Origin of the sequence: Acinetobacter sp. YH12227 (assembly GCF_013417785.1) — a bacterium.
Classification (GTDB): domain Bacteria; phylum Pseudomonadota; class Gammaproteobacteria; order Pseudomonadales; family Moraxellaceae; genus Acinetobacter; species Acinetobacter gandensis.
In genome coordinates this window covers 1-24,068 of sequence record NZ_VPDH01000023.1, presented here as the reverse complement: position 1 = coordinate 24,068, position 24,068 = coordinate 1, and the positions used below count along the sequence as shown (strand labels likewise).

Sequence of the window (24,068 nt, the reverse complement as noted above, 5' to 3'; positions counted from 1 at the left end):
TTTATTTATAAGTCAGCTTCTTTAATATTAAATAAATTGATAAAAACTGTTTGAAGAAAAAATGCATCTTGGTATATACCATTACTAATTTAAAACTTTAAAGACATTACAACTGCTACTTATAAAAACCTACCCTATGGTTTAGTGCTGTGCATCTTAAATATAAAGTTTTACACCTTAAACACCAATTAAACTGCAATAATGATGTGCTTAGAGTCGTATTTATCCCTAAAAATTTAAGGCATCAGCACTGGCAAAAGACTATTGAAACTACGCATATCAAGCACTTCACTGTAAAAAAGGCCCACTGTGTTTTTATGATTTCTCAACTTCATTTTTTTGATTTTTCCACTGTACTAACAAGAGAGGAGTCAAAAAAGACATTTGCATTTATTGGGCTTAAAAGTGAAAAACATTTTGCTTAAAGTGAAAAACGTTTTAACGAGTACTTTTAGAAAGGTGTTTAACGTTGTAGTATGTGCTCATGTTTTGCATGTGGATTAAGGGTGGTAGTGGTGAGCAGTTTTGAGAATCCTAATAGCTATCCAAAGACATTAAAAGAATATACAAGTCGTATAGAAGATTTTCCGTATTCTACTAAGACTAAATATGATATTGAGCTTAAGCAAAAGATTGATAAACATTTAGATAGTTCAGAGCTAGATTTAAAAATGTTATATGAAAACATATATTCTGAATTTAAAACTAAATCTGAAAATGGATATTATGCGGAATCTACATTTAGAACATATCGTGCATATTTAGTATATGGAATCGGTCTAAAGCTTAATGAGCTAAATAATGGCTCTATTAATGATGAAGATATAGATGCTGGTTTTGATGAATATTTTTTAGAAGAACTATATTTAAGAATCATTAACACAAAATATACAGCTAACAAGGACAAACCTAAGCGTACTTCTGAGCTGAAAACAAAGTACTTTGAACGCACGTTTTACAACTACTTGGTAAGAGAATTCGAACATAAGAACGAGAGTAACACTAGGGTTAGTGAGTTTGATCGGATGATGGTTGCTTTTGTTGATGCCAATCTTGTTGTTGGATTGCGTCCTGTTGAGTGGTTTTCCGTTTCATTCTGTTGTGCAGTAAAAGGACCAAAACTGATCATGATTGTGGAAAATGGCAAGGCTACACATGGTCGGGCTAATGGACTTAAAAGGTATTTAATACTTGATGACCTTAAACATGAAGATCAAGAAAAGATATACCTTTACTGGAACTTGCTAAATAGGTATGTGAGAAAGGTATCTAGTTTAAATAAAAGTAGTGGCTATACCTTTGGATGGGATGAAAAACAGACTTTTATTAAAATACTGCAAGAGCGTTTACGTTTAAGTTATATCAATTACTTTAAACTTAGAGGCAAGGTTTTAACTAATGAAGATCAACGACCTACTTTATACAGTACAAGGCATCAATGTATTGCAAATGCTAAGGTAAAGGGTATTGATAAGTTTGTGATAGCTGGTGCTTTTGGACATGCTGGTAAAGATACTGCTTCTAACTTTTATGGGCGAAAGTGGAGAGGCCATAGTGGTTTTAGTATAAAGCCTACTTTAGATTCTATTGAAAACGTTAATGGTAGCCATGAATTTGTTAAAACACTTTTAGCTAATAACCTAGATACCTTTTATTATTTTGATCTTAATATAGCAAATGAGTTTAATACCGACTATTATAAGGACGAATTAAAGTCGGGTTTAGTGATTGACTAAATGGATAACTCTAAAACTAATTTGACTACTTCAACATGGGGCTCTCCTTACGCTGAAGTATCAATAATAGGTAAAAGAAAATACGCAAGGCTTTTAAGAGTGTTGGTTGGTACGTTTGCCTCATTGTGCATTTTAACCGTTTTAACAACGCTTAGTTTTGTGGCTTTTAAACTCACCACAACAGATTTCGAATCTATGGTTTTTGATGACGGCACACCAGTTAAGTGTGTGCTTAGCTCTAAATCAGATCGTCCAATTCCATCTGTTATATATCAGCCAGCGAAATAGGAGTGCTGTTGTGTCTAAAGACAAATCTAATGAAAACGCTGAAATAGGTTCTTGTGATCCTAGTCTTTGGCTAAGAAAACAGGTGGATGAAAAAGATAAGGAGATTGCAAAGTTAAGACGATGGCTTGTTTTCGTGTTTTTCGCTTTTATCGTGAGTGCTGTTCTTGCGATGATTATTTTTGCTGCCTTTAATGCATACCCTAAAGTTAAAGCTGTTCAAACAGTAGATAACTCGGTTATCTGTCCAATCGAAGCATCAAAAAACCCTCGCGTTACTGACGTTGTTATTTCTGAATTCGGTAAGAGTGCAATACTTTCTGTCTACAACTTTGATTTCTTGAACTGGCGTGACGTTATTAACAATGCTGGTTCAATGTATTTCACTGAGGGCGGTAAAGATTCATTGATGAAGCAAATCGCTCAATCACAAACAGTTGGCACAATCGTACAAAACAACCTAACGATGCGAACTACTGCTACTGATGTTCCACAAATCGAAAACCGTGATTTACATGCTGCAGAACCTAGTTGGACTGTTCGTGTTCCTATCACTACTCAATTCTTTTTAGGTGACAAACAACCTAAAGAGACTCACCGCTTCATTGCGACAGTTACTATTGTTGAGCATCCACGTTCTTATCTGAACTACAACGGTATTGCTGTTAAGACAATTACGTTAACTCCAGCGCGTTAATTGGATGAAACTTATGAAATTGAAAAAATTATCTTTGGCTCTTTTTGCTTCTACTGCATTAACTACAATAGTTAATGCTGCTGATATGCCCCCGAATACTTTTGCGGATGCTCAATCTCCTTTGGTTGCACCTGAGGTAGTTGATACAGCATCGGAAATTGACAGACAGGTTCACAACCTTGTTGGTTTGCAGTTCACACCTGAGCAAACAAAAATAGTTAAAGGACTTTTGTTGCAACAAAAACGAAGCCTTTCTAGTCCTTATGTAAATACGCCACAAGCGAAAACCCGTAGTTTGGGTATTTCATTAAACCCTGGTGAGGAACCGCCAGTAATTCGTTTAAGCGCTGGCATGCTATCTACTATTGTCTTTACCGATTCTTCAGGAAATCCATGGAACATTGAAAAGATTTCTTTGGACCGTGGACGTTTCTCAGATGGTTTGGGTGAGCAAAACGAAAAAGAGCCAGATGAAATCCCTGAAACTAACATCCTTTCAATCGAACCATTAGATCCAGCTGCTTTCGGAAACGTAACGGTCACATTAAAGGGATTGGGTGCTCCAGTAATTTTGATGTTAGCTACTGGCCAACGTGATTTAGATGTTCGTGTAGACGCACGTATACCTGGTCGAAGCCCAACAGCCAAAGCTATGTATTCAACAGGCAATCAAACATCGATTATTCCAGATGGTGTGAGTTTGCAATTTATGGATGGCTTGGCGCCTGAAGGTGCTGTCGAAATGCGAACCGATAGTCCTAATGTCCGTGCTTGGAAGTTTGGTGGCTATATATATGTGCGTAGTAACTTTGGTGTTATTCAACCAGCCTTTTTGAGTTCTTTCCGCGCTAACAACGGTATGAAGATCTTCCGTTATGAAGATTCTGAAGATCTGAAATACATCACATTTTCAACGACTGGCGGTACACCTAAAACTGTTTACCTCGAAGACGCATTTTAAGTCATTAAGTGAGAAGTAAAAATGGATTCAACGAACCAACAAAATAACCCGAATGACATTGAAGAGAATTCTAGTCGTAGCACTGAAGTAGGTACTACCGATGAAACTATTATTTCTGCAAACCAAGTTCATTCAGAAGAAGACCAACCTAAAAAACTGAAAAATACAAGTATTAAAACTGCTAACAAAAAACGTGTTTTTGCAGATACGCGCTTTCGCGTTGTTGCAATTATTGGTTTGGTAGTAGTTGGTGGTTTAGGCTTTTTTATGTTTAACCCAATGGGGAAAAGTGACCAACTAGCTTTAGATAATCAGGTTGCTATTGCTACACCAGAAATCCAAGGACAGGGTACAAATGTTATCCCTCCTGAATACGTAGAATATGAACGTCAAAAACAAGCTGAAGAAGCTGCTCAAGCTGGCAAAAATGGTGAAAGCTATTTACCCGAATTTAAAACAGTTGCAACACAAGATCCAAACGGCGATCTGAACGATCAGAATTTTATTACAGGTCCAAATGGGCAACCTGTAAACGGTTCTGCAAAAGGTGGTACACCAAACATTACGCTTGAACTTGACCAGATGGCCAGAGCTAATATGGCAAATCAAGGTGGTGCTTATGGTGGCGCATTACCTCAACCAACTAGCGGTGGTCTACCACAACAACCACAAGCACAAAACGGTGCTAATCAAAACGCACCGATTTATCAAACTAACTACGCGCAACAATATGAACATGCTTCATCTGCTGCTAATGATGTTGCTAATGTATATGGCCAACAAGCAGCTGCTAATGCAGAACGTAATGTTGCAACGCGTGAATTAAGTCAAACTGCTTTTGTTGATCAACTTGCTGCGTTTTCTAATACAAAGAACAAGGTCAACGGATATTCAACATATAAATATTCACACAACACTAAAGCATCGGAAGGGCAACAAAACCTTGGAAGCTTGAACGTTGCGAAAACGACTAGCGAATCTACTAAAGGACTAGCAATCATTAAAGCTGGTACAACAATGAAAGCGCGTTTAGATACAGGTGTGAATACTGATAAAGGTAAAAACCTATTTGCTACTGTTATTGGCGGTAAATTTAACGGCGCAAAACTTATTGGTACTGTTGGTCTGAATACTGCGGATATTGAATTTAACTTTACCCGTATGTTGTTTAAGGGCGAAGAGTATGCAATCCAAGTACGAGCTTTAACTCTTGGAACAAAACAATCGGGTATGGCTGATAAAGTCCAAAAACACACTTTGCAAAAGCTTGGCGGTATGGTTACTGCTGGAATCTTTGAGGGGTACGGACAAGCCTATCAAAACATTGGTACAACCCAAATCACAAATACTGGCAATGTTGTAAGCACGAAGGAAGAGCCAAACGATAAAGAAATTGCCGGGAACATCATTGGTAACGTTGGTACGGAAATGGCGAACATGGCACGTACATCAACAGTTCGACCAACTACGTATATCGTTAACAGCGGAAAAGTATTTGAAGTCTTTTTTGATGCTGACGTAACAACACCGAAAAGTAAGGGGTAAGCGAAATGTCTGATAATCAAATGACTGCTGAACAGGCAAAGAAAAATCTAAAAGATGCTGAAGGCAAACCCCAAAAAGGCGAAGGTGGTGCGAAGGGTGGTATTCCTCCAAAACTTCTTATTGTTATTGGTGTTATTGCCTTAATTATGATTGGTACTTTCTTTTGGATACAAATGAGTAAACCAAAAGACGTCAGCACGGCAGTTGCTCCAGAACAAACACCGGAATCCATTGATACTGTTGGTCAAGGCATTCAACAAACACAAGCAACATACAACCAAAATCAACAACCTTTACAGGACAATAGTATTGCTGATGATACGGCGTTCATTGTTGATGAAAATATTGTGTTTAAAGATCCTACCACTGGTCAATACATGATTATGTACAAATCCATGTCGTATCCGATTGATTCTGATCTAGGAAAAGAGGCAATTAGCTTCTATCAAAGTCAGGGTACGAATGCACTTGTTTTATTACAACGTTTGCAAGAAAAAGAGCAAGCGCAAGGGCAAGTACAAAACGGCGAACAAACTGCAGTTGCTCAATCAGAAACCAAAATCAAAAATGAACAACTGAAAGCTGAAAATGACGATCTTAAAAACCTTGTTGAATTGCAAGAACAGGCAATTAAGGAGTTAAAGACTAGTTTAATAACAATAGCTAAAGACCAGGCCAAGCAAAAGGCTTTAAGTACATCGGGATCTAAAACCTTATCAATTCCAAAAGGTGCAAAACGTTTGGATGCTTTTGCGGTTGTAGGCGATCGTGCTTGGATGACAGATTCTCAAAACCATACATATACAGTCTATGTAGGTCAGAAGATGCCAGACAATCGCACGGTCTATGCTGTTGACGAAAACGAACAAGCCATTTGGGTGAAATAAGGAAAATAGCGTGGATGCATTAGATATAGTTAAAGCGATATTAAACATATACGGTCCACTACTAAGCTTTATACGCATTTGCTTTGTTGTAACGGGGTTGGTGATTACTGGCACGGCGCTTTTTGACTTAGTGCAAGCATCATCACCTCAACAAAAGTTCTTTGGTCATGGAATGAAAGAGCCTACCACTGGTGGGGCATTGTTGAAGATTCTTATCGGTGGTGCTTTTGCATCACTTGGATATGACGGATATATCATTGGTGCACTAGGTTCTTCATTGTTTGGTGGTAATGGCATAGAACTTGTAACGGTACAAAGTTACTTGCCTGATGCTGGTGCTAATGATTTAGGTGCATATATCGTTACGGCGGTTGTAGGTTTTACGCAACTGGTAGGGATTATAGCGGTAGCTCGTGGCTTATATGGTTTTGTAGAGAAAATTGATGCTCAAGGCAATGCGACATACCGCAAAGCATGGGTTTTAATTATAACAGGTGTATTATGTGTATACGTTCAGGACGTACACGATGTCTTTGTTAATACCTTTGGAACACAAATAGGAGGAACCTTTTTTACAATATTTTAAACAATCTTCTTAAAATAGGGTGAGAGTTTCTTAAAAACATTGTATAAGATATTGAAGATATTTAACGAGAAGTTTAAAATTAAGCAACTTAAAGCAATAGGGTTTTAAGAATGTTTAATTACAGTGCGGAGATTAGCTCCCGTATATTAAATAAAAGGAAAATGCCAATGGTATCATTAGTAAAACACTCAGTTCGCACTGTAAAAGCGACTGCATTCCGCGCAAAAGTAATGTTTTTAGCCTTTGTTTCTGCATTAATGGGTCAAGTTGCATATGCAAACACTGGCACATGGAACCCGGGTGGTTCAGCTTACGGAAAACACAATGCTGGTTCTGATGCGAATGAAATCTTAGGTCGTGGTGAAACATTAGGTCAAAACGTTTATAAATTCTTAATCGTAGTGTTCATGGTGCTTGGTTTAGGCTTAGTTGGTACTGGTTTGTATATGATGTATACATCAGAAGAAGATCAACAAAAGAAAAAGAAAACTGCTTGGATCTGTATTGGTGTAGGTGGTGCGTTATCAATCGTAGGCTTCATCATGTTCTCTGCTGCGAACACTATTACGGGTGGTGCGTAATATAATAATAAATAAGTTTAAAAGCGTGGCTTAGGCTGCGCTTTTTTTATTTTAAAAATAGTATATACATGTTTTAATTAGACCTTACTTAATAGTATTAAGGGGTTTAAGTGAAACATATAAACCGTAAGTTTGGTATTTTAAGACCTATTAACGGCGTAAACGACAAGCAAGAGATACGTCAAGATAAAACTATCCATGATGGTTTTAAAACCAATGAGACAATAAAGCAAATAATGTCTTCACAACCAGCTAAATGCTATTTTTGTGATTTCTATGACGAATACTTTTTAGAGCCACATCACTTAGACGGCGATCATAGCAATCATACGGCTGAGAACATTGTAGCGGTCTGTACGCTATGCCATGCACAAAACCACATCTTTGCACTATCACTGGAAAAGAAAGCTGAAATATGCGTATTGAGTACGAACATACCTCAAGAGATCTTTAATCAATATCAACGTTCATTACTGGTGTTATCGCATAAGTCTGACAACCAAGATCCTGAGCTTGCTAAGTTCGCACGGCGACATCGCCAAAGCTTGCTTGTAGAGCCGTTAAAGCGCCATCAACGCCCTAATCCTACAAAGATGTCTGAAGCAGAATACGCACGTAATATGTTTGAGGATATACAGGCGTTTAATGCGATTAAGACACGAGCCCAAAGCATTGATACCCAACTGTACTTCACGGACATTAAGTTCAACACAATGGCTGAATATGAAGAAGCCAAGCAAGAAGATATGTTGGTAGCGAACGTTGATTACGTAGACCAGCTCCGCAAGTACAAAGAGTGGTATTTGAATGCCATCAAAGAGAACAAAAACTTTTCTTTGTATCAACTCGCAAAAGCTTTGGAAAAGGTATCAGACGAAGCATACGAGAGCTTTAATCTGCCAAACCACTACATAGTATTTTCCCCGAATATCTTTACTGACGAGCAGTATGAGTACTACCAAACACTAGATGTATTTAAGGGTTTGGGTGATAAGTGAGTTCACATAAATGACAGAATGCTTAACAGATACCGAATACATAGATATGAGCTTAGAAGACGTTATATCGGGCATAGTGTTACAGCCATTTAAGCCTGACATAGTGAATGATATAGCGGTATTGGATAGCGTATTTGAGACGGACATATTGAATGATGATGAATACTCATTTATTGGTCCATACATCTACAAATATTGGGAACTTGGGATAGATGCACTACCAAAGGAAACGCACGATCAGCTATCGATATTTCGCTTATGCGTTATAGGTACTGAGGCTTTCAACTTCCTGAACGATTTGTATATACCAACGACACGCGACACTGGTCATACATCTAACACGCTAATGCTACTCCATGTTGTACATATAGCGATAGGGAATCAGACAACAACTGGTGAAGACTCAACGGGGCATTTTCAAGATCCACTGATTAAAGCGCTACTGTTGATGAATATCCCCGTTAACAGCGATTGTTTGCTGTTGGATGACACTTTGGTACACCTAAACAAAATAACGGCGCTGAGTGGCTTAGACGTTGAAATACAGGTTAAGCAAAGTGTGAGTGTGAAGCATAAGAAATTACTGAGCACCAACTTTGGATTTGACAATCCATTATCAATTATAAGCGTTTTGGAACAAAAGAAACTGTCTGAAGAACTGACACGCTACTTTCCGATGATACATCTACCAACGTCCGTAGAAGATGCGACAAACCAGATAGATACGGGCAACTTAAAAATGAGTTCGCTGCAATCTTTTTGTATATACCAAAACTTAAAGCTATCGGTGTCTAAAGTTTTCCACGAACAGGGCTTATACCAGAACAAAGAGATCTACATAGAGCTTGATAAGGTTCACTTCCAACTTAAAAATACAGGTTCCTTAAACTTCAAGGTGGGTACTTTAGGTGAAAGCCAAGAGGTTTTAGAAACGGCGTTTTGGCAACTGCTTAATAAGGGTTTAGTGTTTGACCTAAATAGTTTTAAGAAGTATGTCGAATTAAAAGAGGACGAAACCGTTAAAACTGATGTATTTACTAATTCAAAAAATGATAATATCCCTTTTAACAGTACCTACTATGAGCTTTTATTAAGGTTGGTTTTAGATACGAGCTTAAAACCCTCTGTTAAAAGTCTTGAGGTCGCAATTCAAAATAAGGATTTCGACAGTGCGATTAACGTTTTAAGAGAATTACCGTTTTTTAGTGCTTAATGCTTAATGCTTAATGCTTAAAGGCATGTCTAATCAAAGATAGACGTAGAAAGGTGAATAAAGGTGTTTAAATGAGTAAGAAGAAAGCTGAGAAGTCTGGTTATAAAAAGACTGGTTACTCCAAGATTGAAATTATATTGATGTTATTCCTACAAAGCATGAAAGCTGACGTAGAGGATTATTGCGATTTAGAAACAGTATCGGACGAACATACGTTTGTCACAAAAACTGGTGCAATGATTACGATCATCGAATACAAGGGGATTAAGAGTTTAATTAGTGGTGATGCATTCAGCCGTCAAATTGGTTTGATGACGAGCAACATGCGTAACTACTTCAAAGACCGTGGACATACGATTCATCTAGCGTTCAAAGTAGACCATGAGACGCCATACGCGATTCATGACTTGAATGCCATGCAAAAGGCGACCACGGCGCGTTGTGCGATGAATCTAGACATCATCATTGATGAAATGACAGAAACCATTTCAGGCGGTGTATTTAACGAAAGCTGTTATATCGCTTTAATCTCTGAGCCAACCTTACTATCGCCAATCGATAAGGCTCAAGACTCAAAAAACCGTAAAAAGCTACTGTCGCAAATTACAATGCCAAGTACGGTCAATGCTCAAGACATGCTTAAATCATCGGACAGCTTATACGTACACCATGAGTCTTTTGTCTCACAATTCTTAAACTCACTCTCAACTGAAGAATTTCCAGCAATCTATGAAGTATTGAATGTTGTTGAAGCTGGTCTAGCGATTAAAAAACAAATTGCCTCACATTCAACTTCAGATGACTTCACCTTGTCTGTGCCGATGCTGAATACACGCTTACCGATGCGTTGGAAAGAAATACCATCAGAACATGATGCGTCACACGTTTTGTATCAACCGATCTCAGAACAACTCATGACGAATGCGATCTTACCTGGTACAAGTCAAGGTTCATTCTATCCAGTGGGAAGTGTTATCACTGACGGCGTTGTATATGCTCCATTGATGGTAGATATATATCCAGCGAAGACGAATACGTTTGAAACGCTATTCCGCTTATTACACCAGGCCAAAACGCACGACACTAGCGGTAACATCCGTTCTATCCCATATGCGGTGAGTTACTGTATTACTGGTGATGGTATGGCTGGAACCATGATGAAACGCACGTTATCAAGCGTTATTCACTTTATGACGGCACAAAACAAAGCCATTCGTAATGCTGGTAACATTTTGATGGCCACTAAAAATGACCTAGATCAAGTAGACACTGTTGCTGGTCTGCAAATGACCATGATGACATGGGCACCAAATACCGAAGATGGTGTAAACATTCTTGTAGGACGGCGCCAAAAGCTTTGGAAGAGTTTTGAAGCGTGGGGCGGTGCAAAAGTCATGGAACAGGCTGGCGATCCTATTTTGACTTGGGCATCACATATACCGGGCTTGATGGTACGTAATCACGCACCTATTTCACCAGCACCGTTGTTTGATGTGTTCTACATGTTACCGCTGACACGTATTAACTCACCATTCCATAAAGGGCATCAGCTCAACAAAACCTTAGACGGTAAACTGATTATTCTTGATTCGTTCTCAAATGAAGTGACTGTATGGACGACTATTAACATTGGTAAACCGGGTACGGGTAAATCGGTCACAATGAACAAAGGCATGCTTGAGGACATCATGATGCCTGGTAACGAGCGTATCCCGTTGACCTATATTGTCGATGTGGGTGAGTCAAGCCGTGGGTTAGTAGAAACAGTGCAAGATTCATTGCCTGAAGAGCTACGTCACTATGCCATCTATAAGCGTATTAAAAACTCAAAAGAAGAAGCGATTAATCCGCTTGAATTCAGTATGGGCTTACGCTACCCGTTAAACTACGAAATGCGTCAAATGACAGCGTTTTTAAGTTCATTGGTAACACCGCCTGAATTGAAAGGGCAACCAGCCAAAAATACTTCTGACGTTATTGGTGCGGTCCTACGCCGTACATTCTATTTTGCTGATGATACGAATGCTGATCATAAAGCACGTAAGTACATGCGCTTTGCAGATCCAGAACTAGATCGCATCATGGAAAAACACGGACTGATTGAGCCACATTCTGAACAAGGTAAGGATATTTCTTATTACGCTCTACGTGACCTTTTCCATTCTTTGAATGAGATCCGTGGACGCACGTTGGCACACCGTTACGCAATGCCGACTATTGGCGATATGATTGAAACCCTTTCTGATTCATCAATTTTAGATGTTTGGAGTGATGTTCATATTGATAATGAACGAGCACTGGACTTTTTGGCGCATCAGATTATGGCTGCACAAAATACCTATCCAGCATTCTTCTATCACACTAACTTTGACATCGGTAACGCTCGTGTAGCTTCTATCGACTTAAACGAAGTTGCGACATCATCAGATCCTAAAACTACATCTCTATTCTTCCAGATTGTACGGATGTTCATTAAGCGTAAGTTCGCCGTGAGCCGTGACGATATTCCAAAATTCCCACAAGCTTATCGTGAATATGCAACCCAACTGATTAATGAGCTTCTTGAAGACCGCAAAATTATGTCTTATGACGAATTGCACGTTGCGAAAGGCGATCCAATCCTATTAGAAGAATTGGCTGAAGACGCACGTACATTGCGTAAATGGGGTGCTCGTCTTAACTTGGCATCACACAAAGTAGAAGACTTTAAAGACTTGGTTGGCTTTGCTACGGCGTATGTGATTGTCGATCCTGGTACACGCGAATCTCGTGAAGCTATTCGTGACAGTATCGGTCTAACTCAACTAGAAATGGATGCTCTTGGTTCAGGTAACGTAGGTTTCTCAGATCAAGGCTTAACGTACTTCAGTAAAATTAAACTCGAAAAAATGGAATGTTCGGGCTTATATACCGTTTCACTTGGTCCAATCCTTTTATGGTCACTCAGTACACATCCCGATGAACGTGCGCTCCGTAACTACACGTATGACCTTATCGGTGAACGTGGTAAGGCGTTGAAGGTCCTTGCACAATTCTATCCAAAAGGTGCGAAGAACCAGATTAAGACACGGCGTACCATGATTGAGAAAAATGCCAAAAATAAAGGCACGGACTTTGACGAAAACAAAGCAACTGCTTCAGTGATTTCTACCATGGCACAAGAGATGGTTGTTGAATATCAACGCTATGAACTTGAGCAAAACATGAAGAAAAAATTACTGAACCAACGTAAGTCTGAAGCTGTTTCTTCTTAACTCCAATCAGCTATATAGATTTGCGTTAATTGGTATATACATTGAAGTGCTTGGAAATGGGTAAGGTCGTTAAACAACGACTTTGCCTATTATCCTGAAGATAAAAGAGTAGGTCGCAAAGCATGGCTTCTACACAAAAATACGGCACACAAACAAAGTTCAGGCCAAGTTCTCTTAAGCGTGATACGCGATCAGGCTTAGAGAAAATCCATTTAAAACTTACAGCGCCAGACGGCGCTAATTATTTGGTTGGCGTTCTTGGTGCTATTGCAGTTATTTTGTTTGTTGTTCCGTTTGGCGGTGAGATATTTATAGGGATCGCGTATTACCTATTAAAACGCTACACACATCCGAATGATTACTTTTTTGAGTGGCCATTCCGTGCGCCGTTGCATTCAAACTCACTGGATGCGTCAACTGACATTACATCACGCGTAAAAGATGACGTACTGGACAATCCAAAAGCCTTTTTGGAATACGCACGTAACAATCGCGATAAGCTACAAGGTGAGGGTGTGACTTACCTTGGTCGTTGCCGTGAAACTGGTCTACCTGTTTATGCATCCAACTCCGATGACCGTACACATCAAATTGTGTTAGGTACTACGGGTTCGGGTAAAACAGAATACATGCTAGGTAACTGTGCCAACCAGTACGTACAAAACTCAGGTTATATCTTTGTAGACGCAAAAGGTGATACCAAGGCTCAACAAGACCACTATCGTTTATGTAACCGCTTTGGGCGTAATGAGGATCTATTAACGATCAACTTCATTACCTCAGGTCGTAACATGCTACGTGCACAAACCGACAAGATGACCAACTCAATGAACCAAATGAGCAACACCAGCTCAGGGATGTTGATTGAATTCTTGATCAACTTGCTTGATGACTCAGGCGGTGGCGGTGGTGACATGTGGAAAGGTCGTGCGATGGCCTTTATCGCTGCACTTACACGAGTTTTGGTCTATCTACGTGACAATGGCTTCATTCAGCTTTCACCAAAAGTATTCACGCAATACATGGAACTTGAAGCACTTGAAGAATTGGTATTTTGTCATAACGATAAATACGGGATTGACTTTGAACGTGTGGCTGAACAACTTCAAGGCTACCTCGTTTCATTACCTGGTTATTCAAGCAACCCTAAAAAGTTAAAGAAGCAAGAAACCAAAACCCGTGAGCAACACGGTTATATCACCATGCAGTTAACCAAAGCGATTAACGACTTGACGTTTAACTACGGTCACATCTTTGGTGTAGAGCATGGCGGTGATATTGATATTTTTGACGTTGTACTTAACCGCCGTATCTTAACTGTGCCATTACCAGCTCTTGAGCGTTCACCAGACTCACTCAAAATGCTCGGAAAATTAATCATTGGCTCAATTAAACAAATGATGGCTGGTTCCCTTGGTAACAAAATGGAAGGTTTACGCCGTGCCATTATTGACGCACGACCAACCAACGCCACTACTTCATTTAAGCTGTTTTTGGACGAATGGGGCTACATCGTTATTGTTGGTGCTTCGGTTTTACCAGCTCAGGCACGTTCGCTTAACTTCTCTATTACGTTCGGTGCTCAAACATTTGAAGATATTGAACGTGGATCTAAAGAGGAAGCAGCTGCTACATGGGGTAACACGACCGTTAAAGCCATTGGACGTACTACTTCGGGTGCTGAAAGTACAACATACAAATTGGTTGATGGTTTTGCTGGTGAAGAGTGGCAAGGTAAAGTTAACTCAATCAATATGTATCAAGGTCTAGTATTCAACCGTTCGGTACCACAAACAGAAGTCCAGTTCGCCAAAGAAAAACGTGTGACCATTGAACAAATTGCCGGACAGCACAACGGCGAATTTACCTTGCTCATATCAACTAAAGGGGAAGGTGGTAAAACTTCAGACGTTAAAATCGTATCAATGTTGGCGTTCTATGTGGCTGGTGCTCAACCCAAGTACTTACGCTTAAATGACCTTTGCCCAATCTTCAATATCCAAAAATCTGAAATCTACGATCCTACTTTAAAAATTGAAGACTTCATTCATGAGATTGAGGAAAAACATACGCTACTGACAGACAACAATTCATCTGCCAATGTCACGGCGCTTGGTGATTTTGAGATCTGCAGAAAGCTCAATAACACCTTGTACGAAAACAACAACACGGTAAAAGACTTTACTCAAGATTTTGTACATCAGATTCTTGAAGCAAGACGTCTTGAATCCATCACACCTGAAGGGATGGCACCTGGACAAAGAACAGTAATGTCTTCGTCCACGGCGAAAGGTGAAATCTCCAAAGAACAAAAACACCGTGAAAGTATTGTTTCAGCACAAAAAGAAGCAAACATTAAAGACCAGATTATTGAGAAGCGAAAACAGTTCCAGTACTTCGGTAAAGATTCTGACATTTCACCTCAAGTACAAGCTGGTGCTTACAACAATGCGGATCTTGATGCTGAATTTAATATCTATGGTGAACGTATAAGCGAACCTGAACAGGCTCAACAGGAAAGTGATGTTGAAGCTGTGACTCGCGCCTTAATCACACCAATGAACCTAGACAGCTACTATGATGAATTGAAAGAGATCCTAACAGGATATGACTTAACCGTTGCGCCAATTACTGAATATCAGCTTGTTCAGATGCCACGCCATGTAAAACCTGAAGATCAGACACAATACATTGCGGAAAACAAAGCCAGTCTTGATCAAGCCATCTCACATAGCACTCAAAATGAAATGGAATTCGTAGAACAACAGTATGCAGCTAAGTTTGAAAAAGCTTTGATGAAAAACCCGTTCTCGCACGAATGCGTTACTTTTGAAAAATTGTTGGTGATACTTGGTTCAAAAGGTTCTTCAGCTTCATTACGATCAGGCATTACAATCAAAAAAAAGGATGACTAAACGCATCCATGTAGAAGACATAAGGCTGGTTATCCAGCCTTTAGTTTTTTTTGGGTGAGCTGTTTGTACTTAATACGCCTTAATTCATCACTCGGCATGTATTGGGCTATTTAATATTCGCTCTTATACGGCGTTTCATTGAATATGGCTAATAACAACAACTGCGACAGCGGAATGGCTTCAGGCACTATCATTTCGAGTAAGCGAAACTTTTCAGACGCATTCACATCAAATGCAACCAATAACGCCGTATATGGAATGTGGCGATCTGCAAGTGTAAATCCGGGTAAAAGGTTGGTCCTAGTGCTAACGTTTGAAAGTCATACATATTCAAGCAAGAGATAGCTTTAGGTACATTGGATAGGTTCACGGCGTAAGTTTCAATGTTTGAACACATATTGGCATCCAGTTTGGTTTTAACCCTAGTATAGATTCATTTTAATAAAATAACTTAGTTTTAACGTGCATATTCTTAAACATGACTAAACCACTTCTTAAAACCTTATTTTGTTTTAGGCTTAATCGGTATATACCATTTCATAAAAAGTTTAATGAACTGTGTTTTACCCTTTACAATCCTTAATACATCAATTAAATTGCCCTTAAATCACATCTAATATACAGGATATAGGCAATGACTAAAGAACAGCTAGACGACTTACAAACACTTGGAATGACTGACTATAAAACACGTTTACACGTTAAAGGTGTGCGAATTATTGAAGTGCAACAGTACTCAAAGTCTGTCGATAACAACGCCGTACAACCACTTGCAACTAATACCACTCAAACGCAATTCTTAAATTAATTTTCCAAAAAAATACTTATAAGCACTTTCTGTATTAATATGTCTTTATTAGTTTTAATAAAGCATTAATCAATGGAGTGCTTAAAATGTTAGACACTTTACTTTCGGTATTTTCACCAAAACATAAGCTTTATAAGAATCTCAAGCTAAAACCCTTTATTGATACCTATTTAGTCAATTCTGACAGCATCGCCATGACCGATGTTTTCCCTTTTCATCAAATCAAAGATTCTCTTTGTATGACTGGTATATCTCCTACTAATTTTGTACCAGGCCAAAACATTGTTTTGAATCCACATGCCAAAGATAACGATTCCATCAGCTACCTTGGTCAAGATACGCAAAATCATAAGCCGTTCTACATCTCTACCTTTGCTGAAGAATTGGCTGAAGTATTTAACCCGATTTTTGCAGAAACCATTCATCTTGAAACACCATGCTTACTTGACCTATCTGAAATTGGGGGGTTCTCAAATTCCAAGTCGGATTTAAGCCAGTACCGTAGCATTGATGATTTTGTAAAAAACGCATGCCCTGATTACATTAGTGATGTGAGTATGGAAAATTTAGAACGAATGTTGTTATGGCCAGAAATCCGTTTATTGAACTCTCCAGATACAACCACTGATCAATTTTTTATCTATGGCTGGAGTCCTAAGATTTTTGTTCAAAATGCTGGTGGATCACATCACATGGCTGCTGCACATTACTTGGCTAAGAAACTGAGCCAATGTGTGCCGATTCAAGGCAAAGTAAGTTTGAATCTAATCTCAAGTAAAGCACTTCAAAACTTTGATTCAAAATACGCTGCGTTCGCCGTGACACATGATGCATTGATTGATATGGGGAATGATTTATCTGAATCAGGGCTTGAATATCAGCTGGTGTTTTTCCGTGAACGTGAAGTTAATTTTATCTTCTTCAAAAAAAATGATCAGAATGCCCGTATTATTTCGCTATTCAACAATCTGCATGCTTCATTGAATGGTGCATTAAAGACGGCGGTTCAAGCGCAACTCAAAAATGAAGCACTACTCACCATCATGAGTGCTAACCTCTCTGATACATCAAAAGATCAATTCTTTAGCACACGACCTCACTTGGCTGAGATCTACAATCACGTTCAAAACGAAATTTGTTTGAGTGGTCCTAAACCGACTAGCCCGATAATCTAAGGGGTAGGGAAAATGGATCACCAATCATCAACTACACCACATGCACTCATTCTCGGTCTGACACTTGAACAGGCCATTTCTGTTTTAGCAAAGAAACCCGTTGATGCTACCCACTACAACTATCTTGAAGATGACGAGTACAACACCTACGTCATGATGAAACCTGAGTGGACTAGCCTCAACAAACATGCCTACCTACATGTAGATGGCTTAACCCATGAGCGTAAATGGATGTTTATGCCGAATGCTTCAGGTGAGTACAACTTGCTAGAGGGCTGTATTGACCTGTTTGAACTTAACCAGGCCATCGAACAGCAATATCTTGTGTTTGAACAATTCCTGAATGGCCACGGCGCACCGTTCCGCAAAGTTGGTGAGAAGTTTTCTTTTGTCACTCAACTTCTCTTTGATGCATGGGTGATAGATCCAGAACGTGCGATTCAAAAACTTCATGAGATGAAGGAAACAAAAATCTCATTACAAGTGCCTTTGCTTCATGGGGATAGTCAGCATGATTGATACGCAAAATACTAATGAAAACATTGCTTCAGAAATTGAAGCTCGTAGCGCTTTTGAAAATAGATACGGCGTGGTCGGTAGTCTGTTGGCCAGTGGCAACTATTCTTCTTGGGTGCATCAGGCGAAATGGGAAGCTTTTCGTGATGGTTGGATGCAAAGTGAAGTAGAAACTAAAAAATCTATCTATCAAATGCAAACACCAGCCATCAGCGATGACCAATTGGAAGTGGAAAAATTACTGCAGTTGCTCGATGACTTTTGGAATAAGAAATGGGGCGATTGGAAATCATCTGCAGATATGGTGGCGCAAGGTGAGGCAAATGCCTATGAACATGCGAGAGGATTGCTTGAAACGGCGATAAAACAAGATGAAGCCACATGCCAGTGGTTACGCAATCAATTGGCAACGATTCAAACTGAATTGGATGCTTTTATCACATTCGTTAATGAACACCTTGTTTACCATGAAAGTGATGGTCCAGATTTAATGTCGAAGATCCAGAAGCTCAAACATTTGATAAAGGTTAAACCATGATTACGGTTCAAATAGAGATGTGTGGCTTTGGGATTAAACGGCGTTGGGAGTTTGGAGATCCGCGCCGTGCGCCAATTACAGTTTTAGAAATGGGCTTCATTAAGGTTTGTAAAATGCGTGGTGATAGCAAACTGGTTGAGTTCATGAGGGGTTATGCAGACGACAAAGAATTCAACTGGCATCCCAAAGTTCGCATTGCACGTAGAAAAGCAGAACGTAAAGCCTATTCGTACTATGACAACCACTACAAACAGCAGATTAGAGAACTTTTCGATCGCCAAAATGTAGACCGCCAAAAACAATATGAATTGGAACGCCAAAACAAAGCGTTATTGGCTGTTATTGAACTTAAAAAAGAACAATCGTAGGTATATACCATGACGGGAATTGAATATTTTCAGAAATATGGCTGGAGTCACGCCGTCCAGTCCGTTAGTCGAATTCCAAGTGAATACAACGAATATTCACCAGAACTCAAAACTGTTGTTGTAAACGGCAACTTTCGTTATGCGATGGCTGCGGAAATCAGCAAAAAGAAAACTGAAGTCTATGTCACTGAGCTCAAACAAATCATTGAGAGTGAAAAGCTACTAGAAGACTTCTTTAACTTGAATCTGGTTGGTATAGAAAAAGGCTTAAGTAATGCTAAGCGTGAAATGCAAGACATGGAAGAACAGGGGATTGTTGAATTCAACCATCGTTTTGATGACGACCTGACTTGCACCACGGAACGCATGAAACTTGCCATCGCTCAAATAGACCATCTTTATCAAAACAACATTACAAAAAGTGAGTAATGCCCATGTTAGAAATGTTCCAAAATCAAACTATGCGATATATCTCTATTGCCATTGGCGTGATTAGTATCTTTATATTCCTGTACCTACTTAAACTCGGTGAGGGGCTTGTCATTAGCCTTATGGTTGCTGTGTTCATATGTGGTTTGAGTTTACTCAAACTGAAAAACTACTATGAAAAAAATAACCCATACATCAGTGCAGAACACCTTGCTTGGCTGTATGGTGAATTGCAAGAATATGACCAGGATCTATTCACAACTGTTAGCAATCTGACCAAGAGTACTGGACGTTTAGAATTGAGCCAGCTTAAATCAATCCGTAACCGCTATGCTTCTTCCATGAACGAAACTCAACTACAAGCATTGGCCAGTGAACATACTGAAGAAAGCAAATATCGCTTAGACCAGTACAACTACTCAATTTATGTGATGGATGAAGTCATTAATCAATATTAATGGCTGTATGCAATCTCTATTAACATCGCCGTGTTATATATCTGCTATACGCGGTATCAAATGTATAAAGAGATATAAAACTATTGAAAGGTTTATAAAATGAACACAACTCTACCTATTCTTATTCATAGCGTTATTGGTGGTATTGGTGAACATCCAGATGCTAAAAAACGAAGCTTAGGATACGGCGCTATCATGCTGTATATACCGATTGAACATATGGTCGGTTCAGGTGTACTTAAGCTGATGATTGATGTGAATACACTGTCGATCTATGCGTCTGAAAATCCTAATTACCTAAAACAACCACATACCATCAATGAAGCTTCTCACTTGTGGAATGCATTGCGCTTTGACAGTGCTTCTAAAGCCAGCCGGAAGGTCATTCATGATAATGGGTATGTTGAGTGTTTGTTTTCCATTCCTATGAAGGTTCTTGAGCCATTTATGGATGCTGAATTGATTCAAAACGAATTAGGACTTCCATACATGGCCATCGATCAAACTGACAAGTCGAAATGCATGCCGATTTGGTATGATGATGTCAGTAAATCTACCAATCAATTTATTGATGGCAACTACAACGATTATCCTGGTGTGCAGGCATCTTAAATTTTTAAGAAAAGTTTTTAGCTTTGATGGTTTATTAATATATTTATATCGACCACATTGGCGATGATGAAGAGAACAGACTCAATATGGCCCGTTTAATGGGCCACATTTATTTTTATAGATTAGGGATGCCAACGGCGTGAAAACAAAAATCATTTTAAACATCATTTTGTGGACCTTAACCGTCCTAACTTGTTTTGCGTGGATTGCCTTTACGTTTATTCAACCAGTTGGCTACACCATGACTTTTCTTGTTATTTTAATCTTGATGACAGTAGTGCTCAGCTGGTGCTTGGCAACACCTTATATTAAGACCAAAGACCGAACCAAGCGACTAGACGAAAACTTTATGCTACTTATGCTCTCTGTTGCTGTTGTTCCATTCCTAATGTTTCTACTGTCATATGGTTTTATATGGTGTTTCAAAACGCTAGAAAAGAAACAGTTCAACCATGACCATATTGCTGCGATGGTACCGGGTAGTAACTTCAATCAACTACAAAAGTTTGCCAAGGAAAACTACAACGCGCCACTTGTGTTAGGTGACTTTAACGAAAGTTGGGCTTTAACTTCCTTAGATATACCGCAAGCTTCTCCAGCTTCATTAAGATCTAGTACAGGATATTGCCTGGTGAATATGTCTAAAACCAGCATGAACACCATGTATAAAGAAGCAAAAACCGATGTAAGCTACAACGATTGGGAAATGCTGATATTAGCGCACGAGTTATCTCACTGTTTAGATCGTGCGACCGATGTGCCTGGTGAACTTGGCCAGCCACTTAAAGCATTAAATTCAATTGCGCCGTCTGATCGGTCCAAAGTAAAGATGGATGATGTATCTACCTTTGTAACCGCTGAAAGTAGCGGTAAAACGCAACTATGGCGAGAATCTTATGCGGATCTGTTTGCGGTAGGTTTTATGTCACTTGATCCAAAATACGATACTGCAGCGTTAAGAGAAAGCCTGATTAAATTACGTGAAAAACGTAAGGCACAAGATCCAACCCATAATTCGGTGTGTTGGTTGCAGTATTCTAAGAGTCAGCCTTTCCCACAAAAAGGTTCGGATGTTTTTTCTTGGGCAAATAACATCAGAATTAAAGCGCCGTGCGAGTTGAAATAACTTGTCTTCAGACAAATTAAAAGCCCGAATTTCGGGCTACTTTTATACCAGCTAATTAACAATAAAAGCCAGGGCTTATAGTTGGTGCAGACATATCATCATAGACGCAATCTATACTGACTGCAGGTTTATCAATGTGGCTAAATAAGCTTGGATTGACCAATTGATTTGTTAGCTTAGATTTTTCTATACTAAAGCCAACCAGTTCAACTTCACAATCACACACGTAATGGAATTTTGCCTTACCGTGCAACACAAATACATTAGGTGACTTCTCATACATCTTGAAGTACTCGGCTTGAGTTTGTGACAATGGAACCTCCAGCACCACAAAGCCATTTGGTACGACAAAAACTGCAGATCCATCATTTACTGAGTAAACGATGGCTTGAACATCAGAAGCACGTTCAAAACCCACACTTTTTTTTATCATTTAGATTACCTTTTTATATTGTAGCGAATGAACGTTGTAAAACAGATTGTAGATCTGCTTCATTTGTAATATTCGCCTCGAGCGCAGCGTTTCGTACATCAGCTAGGTTTAACCAATGGCGGTGCTCAGCTTTAGTTTTTTCAATTTTGTGTGGTGTTCTTGGGTATTCCCAACTCCAGTAATGCTTTTTATAAATCTCCTTATCTTTCACAAGATACGCCTGTATAGATTGACTATCCTCATTAGTTGCATAGCCAACGCCAAAGTAAATATCTAAACCTTGCTTTAGTGCAGTTTGATAATCGGCTTCAAATTGAATAACAAGGGATTCAATCCTAGCTTCATGAGAAAAGATACTAGATAGTTTTAATATCACACGGCTCCAAGTTTAAGGCAATATGCCTCGAGATAAAACCATTATAACGGTCAAAATCCACTAAATTAGTTTATTTAAAAAAAATTTCATTAAAGTTAAACCATTGAAGATTAAAACATACGGCGAAAAACTTAGGTTTTTTATTCAATATTAATCAGACTTACTCAAATTTAGTCTAGATGAACTGGTATTTTTAAAATTAAGGCTGCTTCGCGTTCCCATTTGTGAACAGATTCTCATTTTTGAGAATGAATTATATTTCATTTTTTGACTGACACTGGAACAATTAGCCATAGACGAGTAGGGGGTGGGTAAAGCCATATACCACATTTAAGAAATAACGCCGTAGTGGTGTTAATTCATTGTTAATTGAATATGGTTTGAATTAAGGCTTGATGGAAATGCATTAGTAGAATTATGGGTGCTGAATTATCAAAATTAAGTTTTGGATTATTTTAATCAACTAAAAAAACATCGTTTGCGTTTATAAAGCCAGCAGTTGATCAATTAGCTGATCAACGCAAGGGTATTAACCTTTTTTATGGTTTAAATACTTTTGAGTACGTTCTAATAATTTCGGGATGGTTTTTTCTGCTTCTTCTTGGGTGAGATGCAAACCATAAAATTTATTAGTTGTTCCGTAGCTTTCATTAAGTACTGAATGGGAGTGACGGGCACTGGCTGGCAATGTCTAGCAACGGCAGGCATTTCGGCTGAGGGTAAAAGAACTTTCCGCTAAGCGATAGACTGTATGTAAACACAGTATTGCAAGGACGCGGAACATGCCTCATGTGGCGGCCAGGACGGCCAGCCGGGATCGGGATACTGGTCGTTACCAGAGCCACCGACCCGAGCAAACCCTTCTCTATCAGATCGTTGACGAGTATTACCCGGCATTCGCTGCGCTTATGGCAGAGCAGGGAAAGGAATTGCCGGGCTATGTGCAACGGGAATTTGAAGAATTTCTCCAATGCGGGCGGCTGGAGCATGGCTTTCTACGGGTTCGCTGCGAGTCTTGCCACGCCGAGCACCTGGTCGCTTTCAGCTGTAAGCGTCGCGGTTTCTGCCCGAGCTGTGGGGCGCGGCGGATGGCCGAAAGTGCCGCCTTGCTGGTTGATGAAGTACTGCCTGAACAACCCATGCGTCAGTGGGTGTTGAGCTTCCCGTTTCAGCTGCGTTTCCTGTTTGCCAGCCGGCCCGAGATCATGGGGTGGGTGCTGGGCATCGTTTACCGCGTCATTGCCACGCACCTGGTCAAGAAAGCGGGCCATACCCACCAAGTGGCCAAGACGGGCGCGGTCACCCTGATCCAGCGTTTTGGATCGGCGCTCAATCTGAATGTTCACTTCCACATGCTGTTTCTCGACGGTGTGTATGTCGAGCAATCCCACGGCTCAGCGCGTTTCCGCTGGGTCAAGGCGCCGACCAGCCCAGAGCTCACCCAGCTGACGCACACCATCGCCCACCGGGTGGGTCGCTATCTGGAACGGCAAGGCCTGCTGGAACGGGATGTCGAAAACAGCTATCTGGCCTCGGATGCGGTGGATGACGACCCGATGACACCCCTGCTG

Annotated in this window: 23 protein-coding genes and 1 pseudogene; 22 read left to right on the top strand and 2 right to left on the bottom strand. The window is 39.7% G+C overall.

Features of this window, described 5'->3' with window-relative positions; all coding sequences use genetic code 11:
- Positions 1–515: 515 nt before the first annotated feature.
- The 21 genes from FTV09_RS07005 to FTV09_RS06905 all read left to right on the top strand — a co-directional run bounded on the left by FTV09_RS07005 (position 516) and on the right by FTV09_RS06905 (position 21,688).
- Positions 516–1,736 carry a hypothetical protein gene (locus FTV09_RS07005; protein ID WP_227518656.1) on the top strand — a complete coding sequence of 407 codons (1,221 nt, stop codon included), beginning with the start codon at positions 516–518 and terminating at the stop codon, positions 1,734–1,736.
- Positions 1,737–2,024 carry a hypothetical protein gene (locus FTV09_RS07000; protein WP_032055042.1) on the top strand — a complete coding sequence of 96 codons (288 nt, stop codon included), beginning with the start codon at positions 1,737–1,739 and terminating at the stop codon, positions 2,022–2,024.
- 133 nt (positions 2,025–2,157) lie between these two features.
- Complete coding sequence (locus FTV09_RS06995; RefSeq protein ID WP_228134816.1) at positions 2,158–2,718, top strand: DotI/IcmL family type IV secretion protein; 561 nt, start codon at positions 2,158–2,160, stop codon at positions 2,716–2,718.
- A gap of 13 nt (positions 2,719–2,731) precedes the next feature.
- The gene (locus tag FTV09_RS06990; protein ID WP_005005900.1) at positions 2,732–3,679 is read left to right on the top strand and encodes a DotH/IcmK family type IV secretion protein; all 948 of its coding nucleotides are present in this window, start codon (positions 2,732–2,734) and stop codon (positions 3,677–3,679) included.
- A gap of 21 nt (positions 3,680–3,700) precedes the next feature.
- A complete protein-coding gene (locus FTV09_RS06985; RefSeq protein ID WP_043041532.1) occupies positions 3,701–5,224 on the top strand; it encodes a DotG/IcmE/VirB10 family protein in 1,524 nt (507 codons plus the stop codon).
- Positions 5,225–5,229: 5 nt separating this feature from the next.
- A complete protein-coding gene (locus FTV09_RS06980; protein ID WP_005005907.1) occupies positions 5,230–6,111 on the top strand; it encodes a hypothetical protein in 882 nt (293 codons plus the stop codon).
- Between the two features lie 10 nt (positions 6,112–6,121).
- Complete coding sequence (locus FTV09_RS06975) at positions 6,122–6,697, top strand: hypothetical protein (RefSeq protein WP_005005910.1); 576 nt, start codon at positions 6,122–6,124, stop codon at positions 6,695–6,697.
- 167 nt (positions 6,698–6,864) lie between these two features.
- Entirely contained in the window at positions 6,865–7,278 is a 414-nt protein-coding gene (locus FTV09_RS06970; protein ID WP_180057531.1) for a hypothetical protein, read from the top strand.
- Positions 7,279–7,514: 236 nt separating this feature from the next.
- Complete coding sequence (locus FTV09_RS06965; RefSeq protein ID WP_227557110.1) at positions 7,515–8,276, top strand: HNH endonuclease; 762 nt, start codon at positions 7,515–7,517, stop codon at positions 8,274–8,276.
- A gap of 10 nt (positions 8,277–8,286) precedes the next feature.
- Positions 8,287–9,489, top strand: coding sequence for a hypothetical protein (locus FTV09_RS06960; RefSeq protein ID WP_024160951.1), 1,203 nt, complete (start codon positions 8,287–8,289; stop codon positions 9,487–9,489).
- Between the two features lie 71 nt (positions 9,490–9,560).
- A complete protein-coding gene (locus tag FTV09_RS06955; RefSeq protein WP_033917407.1) occupies positions 9,561–12,743 on the top strand; it encodes a hypothetical protein in 3,183 nt (1,060 codons plus the stop codon).
- 122 nt (positions 12,744–12,865) lie between these two features.
- A complete protein-coding gene (locus FTV09_RS06950; protein ID WP_044103265.1) occupies positions 12,866–15,658 on the top strand; it encodes a type IV secretion protein DotL in 2,793 nt (930 codons plus the stop codon).
- Between the two features lie 634 nt (positions 15,659–16,292).
- On the top strand, positions 16,293–16,466 hold the full coding sequence (locus tag FTV09_RS06945; protein WP_001985060.1) for a hypothetical protein: 174 nt from the start codon (positions 16,293–16,295) through the stop codon (positions 16,464–16,466).
- A gap of 86 nt (positions 16,467–16,552) precedes the next feature.
- Positions 16,553–17,641, top strand: a complete 1,089-nt coding sequence (locus FTV09_RS06940; protein ID WP_180057528.1) for a DUF6685 family protein — start codon at positions 16,553–16,555, stop codon at positions 17,639–17,641.
- 12 nt (positions 17,642–17,653) lie between these two features.
- Positions 17,654–18,160, top strand: coding sequence for a hypothetical protein (locus FTV09_RS06935; protein ID WP_104221741.1), 507 nt, complete (start codon positions 17,654–17,656; stop codon positions 18,158–18,160).
- Positions 18,153–18,695 (top strand): hypothetical protein, encoded by a 543-nt coding sequence (locus FTV09_RS06930; protein WP_005005928.1) that lies wholly within the window; start codon positions 18,153–18,155, stop codon positions 18,693–18,695. Before FTV09_RS06935 ends, FTV09_RS06930 begins: the two co-directional genes overlap by 8 nt.
- Positions 18,692–19,063: a hypothetical protein gene (locus tag FTV09_RS06925; RefSeq protein WP_005005929.1), complete on the top strand. Its 372-nt coding sequence runs from the start codon at positions 18,692–18,694 to the stop codon at positions 19,061–19,063. The genes FTV09_RS06930 and FTV09_RS06925 overlap by 4 nt, the downstream gene beginning before the upstream one ends.
- 9 nt (positions 19,064–19,072) lie before the next feature.
- Complete coding sequence (locus tag FTV09_RS06920) at positions 19,073–19,492, top strand: hypothetical protein (protein ID WP_033917401.1); 420 nt, start codon at positions 19,073–19,075, stop codon at positions 19,490–19,492.
- A gap of 5 nt (positions 19,493–19,497) precedes the next feature.
- Positions 19,498–19,950 carry a hypothetical protein gene (locus FTV09_RS06915; RefSeq protein WP_043041543.1) on the top strand — a complete coding sequence of 151 codons (453 nt, stop codon included), beginning with the start codon at positions 19,498–19,500 and terminating at the stop codon, positions 19,948–19,950.
- 99 nt (positions 19,951–20,049) lie between these two features.
- A complete protein-coding gene (locus FTV09_RS06910) occupies positions 20,050–20,562 on the top strand; it encodes a hypothetical protein (RefSeq protein WP_043041524.1) in 513 nt (170 codons plus the stop codon).
- A gap of 139 nt (positions 20,563–20,701) precedes the next feature.
- On the top strand, positions 20,702–21,688 hold the full coding sequence (locus FTV09_RS06905) for a hypothetical protein (protein WP_065995117.1): 987 nt from the start codon (positions 20,702–20,704) through the stop codon (positions 21,686–21,688).
- A gap of 55 nt (positions 21,689–21,743) precedes the next feature.
- Here FTV09_RS06905 and FTV09_RS06900 read toward each other — a convergent pair whose 3' ends face one another.
- On the bottom strand, positions 21,744–22,121 hold the full coding sequence (locus FTV09_RS06900; RefSeq protein ID WP_057694184.1) for a hypothetical protein: 378 nt from the start codon (positions 22,119–22,121) through the stop codon (positions 21,744–21,746).
- Between the two features lie 13 nt (positions 22,122–22,134).
- Positions 22,135–22,497 carry a hypothetical protein gene (locus tag FTV09_RS06895; protein WP_227520106.1) on the bottom strand — a complete coding sequence of 121 codons (363 nt, stop codon included), beginning with the start codon at positions 22,495–22,497 and terminating at the stop codon, positions 22,135–22,137.
- A 782-nt stretch (positions 22,498–23,279) separates the two neighbouring features.
- On the opposite strand from FTV09_RS06895, the pseudogene FTV09_RS06890 reads away from it, so the two are divergent.
- A pseudogene (locus FTV09_RS06890) lies at positions 23,280–24,068 on the top strand (IS91-like element ISVsa3 family transposase); the annotation flags it as partial.

Excerpts from the sequence above, each read along its gene's own strand:
- FTV09_RS06960 (WP_024160951.1), top strand. The coding sequence starts at position 8,287 with ATGACAGAATGCTTAACAGATACCGAATACATAGATATGAGCTTAGAA.
- FTV09_RS06970 (WP_180057531.1), top strand. The coding sequence starts at position 6,865 with ATGGTATCATTAGTAAAACACTCAGTTCGCACTGTAAAAGCGACTGCA.
- FTV09_RS06930 (WP_005005928.1), top strand. The coding sequence starts at position 18,153 with ATGATTGATACGCAAAATACTAATGAAAACATTGCTTCAGAAATTGAA.
- FTV09_RS06985 (WP_043041532.1), top strand. The coding sequence starts at position 3,701 with ATGGATTCAACGAACCAACAAAATAACCCGAATGACATTGAAGAGAAT.
- FTV09_RS06955 (WP_033917407.1), top strand. The coding sequence starts at position 9,561 with ATGAGTAAGAAGAAAGCTGAGAAGTCTGGTTATAAAAAGACTGGTTAC.
- FTV09_RS06980 (WP_005005907.1), top strand. The coding sequence starts at position 5,230 with ATGTCTGATAATCAAATGACTGCTGAACAGGCAAAGAAAAATCTAAAA.
- FTV09_RS06965 (WP_227557110.1), top strand. The coding sequence starts at position 7,515 with ATGTCTTCACAACCAGCTAAATGCTATTTTTGTGATTTCTATGACGAA.
- FTV09_RS06910 (WP_043041524.1), top strand. The coding sequence starts at position 20,050 with ATGAACACAACTCTACCTATTCTTATTCATAGCGTTATTGGTGGTATT.
- FTV09_RS06935 (WP_104221741.1), top strand. The coding sequence starts at position 17,654 with ATGGATCACCAATCATCAACTACACCACATGCACTCATTCTCGGTCTG.
- FTV09_RS06925 (WP_005005929.1), top strand. The coding sequence starts at position 18,692 with ATGATTACGGTTCAAATAGAGATGTGTGGCTTTGGGATTAAACGGCGT.
- FTV09_RS06950 (WP_044103265.1), top strand. The coding sequence starts at position 12,866 with ATGGCTTCTACACAAAAATACGGCACACAAACAAAGTTCAGGCCAAGT.
- FTV09_RS06945 (WP_001985060.1), top strand. The coding sequence starts at position 16,293 with ATGACTAAAGAACAGCTAGACGACTTACAAACACTTGGAATGACTGAC.
- FTV09_RS06915 (WP_043041543.1), top strand. The coding sequence starts at position 19,498 with ATGTTAGAAATGTTCCAAAATCAAACTATGCGATATATCTCTATTGCC.
- FTV09_RS06940 (WP_180057528.1), top strand. The coding sequence starts at position 16,553 with ATGTTAGACACTTTACTTTCGGTATTTTCACCAAAACATAAGCTTTAT.
- FTV09_RS06900 (WP_057694184.1), bottom strand. The coding sequence starts at position 22,121 with ATGATAAAAAAAAGTGTGGGTTTTGAACGTGCTTCTGATGTTCAAGCC.
- FTV09_RS06990 (WP_005005900.1), top strand. The coding sequence starts at position 2,732 with ATGAAATTGAAAAAATTATCTTTGGCTCTTTTTGCTTCTACTGCATTA.
- FTV09_RS06920 (WP_033917401.1), top strand. The coding sequence starts at position 19,073 with ATGACGGGAATTGAATATTTTCAGAAATATGGCTGGAGTCACGCCGTC.
- FTV09_RS07000 (WP_032055042.1), top strand. The coding sequence starts at position 1,737 with ATGGATAACTCTAAAACTAATTTGACTACTTCAACATGGGGCTCTCCT.